Source organism: Luteibacter sp. P4_D7_3 (assembly GCF_056401735.1).
This window is the reverse complement of record NZ_JBFUIT010000565.1, coordinates 1-1,339: the sequence shown is the minus strand read 5'-3', so window position 1 is coordinate 1,339 and position 1,339 is coordinate 1. Positions and strand designations below refer to the sequence as shown.

Below are 1,339 nucleotides of genomic sequence, written 5' to 3'. Positions count from 1 at the left end.
GTCCTGCTGGAAGCCCGGCGGGCGGGGGTGAAGACGCCGATCCTGGTGATGACGGCGCGGGACGCCCCGGAGGCCCGGATCAAGGGTCTCGACCTGGGCGCCGACGATTATCGGATCGACCTACCTGGCGGCGGGAGCGACCGGCACGACGATGGGATGGCCGCCGTGCAGTTCAAAAGTAACTACCACCACCGAATAGCAACCGCGCACTCAGTRTGACCGTGTCTTCAAGTTGTAACAATTCAGCCATAGAAGCGTAAAGCTCTTCACTCATCCTTCGCGACGTTGGCTTGGCTTGAGGAATTTCGCATAGAAACACCTCAGTCGGGGCACAGGGGACTACACAACCATACTCAGCGGAGACATTCCAATGCGTTCCAAGTTGCTCACGGTGGCCATCGCCGCCGGTCTGGGCCTGACGAGCTTCTCGGCTTTGGCCGCGACGCCGAAGTCGCAGCAGCCGACCCGCGTCACGATCGATGCCGCCACCCTTCAGCAGCTGCAAGCACAGCTTGCCGCACTGCAGTCTCAGGTCGCCGACCTCCAGGCCAAGCAGGAAGCACAGGCGGACGCGCAGGTCGAGACGGCCAAGGCCGTCAATGATGCACAGGTCGCCGCTACCGATGCCGCCGCCGCCTCCAAGAAGTCGTCGGACAAGATCGCGTACAAGGGCGTGAATATCACCCTTGGTGGCTTCCTCGCTGCTGAATCGATCTACCGTACGCACCAGGAAGGCGCGGACATCGCATCGAACTACAATTCGATTCCGTACAAGAACACCCCGGCGGGCCACCTTTCTGAGGGTCGTTTCAGCGCTCGCCAGAGCCGCATCTCGATGCTGGCCCAAGGCGACATCAATCCGGACACCCACGTTGCCGGTTACATCGAGGCCGACTTCCTCGGCGGCGCCCAGACCGCGAACCAGAACGAGTCCAACTCGTTTAACCCGCGCGAGCGCAACGTCTACATGACGATCGACTGGGACAAGCCGGGCCTGCACCTGTTGGCCGGCCAGAACTGGTCGCTGCTGACGCTGAACACCAAGGGCATCACTCCGCGCACGGAAGCCGCTCCGCCGCAGATCGACGCTCAGTACGTCCCGGGCTTCAGCTGGGCGCGTCAGCCGCAGATCCGCCTGGTCAAGGACTGGAACAAGGAATACTGGCTCGGCATCTCGCTGGAAAACCCGCAGACGACGTTCTACGTGAGCCCGAACCAAGCCAAAGCACCGGTCACGTCGATCTACAACACGGCCGCCGGTTCTGGCTACGATTCGGCCAACACGCTCTCGGTGAATCACATTCCCGACGTGATCGTGAAGTTCGCGGCTGATCCTGGC

Annotated in this window: 1 protein-coding gene and 1 pseudogene; both read left to right on the top strand. The window is 62.0% G+C overall.

Features of this window, described 5'->3' with window-relative positions; translation table 11 throughout:
• The coding region (locus tag AC1DSN_RS22750) for a response regulator (protein ID WP_477333117.1) at positions 1-219 on the top strand (219 nt) is incomplete at its 5' end.
• 151 nt (positions 220-370) lie between these two features.
• Positions 371-1,339, top strand: a pseudogene (locus AC1DSN_RS22745) (hypothetical protein); the annotation flags it as partial.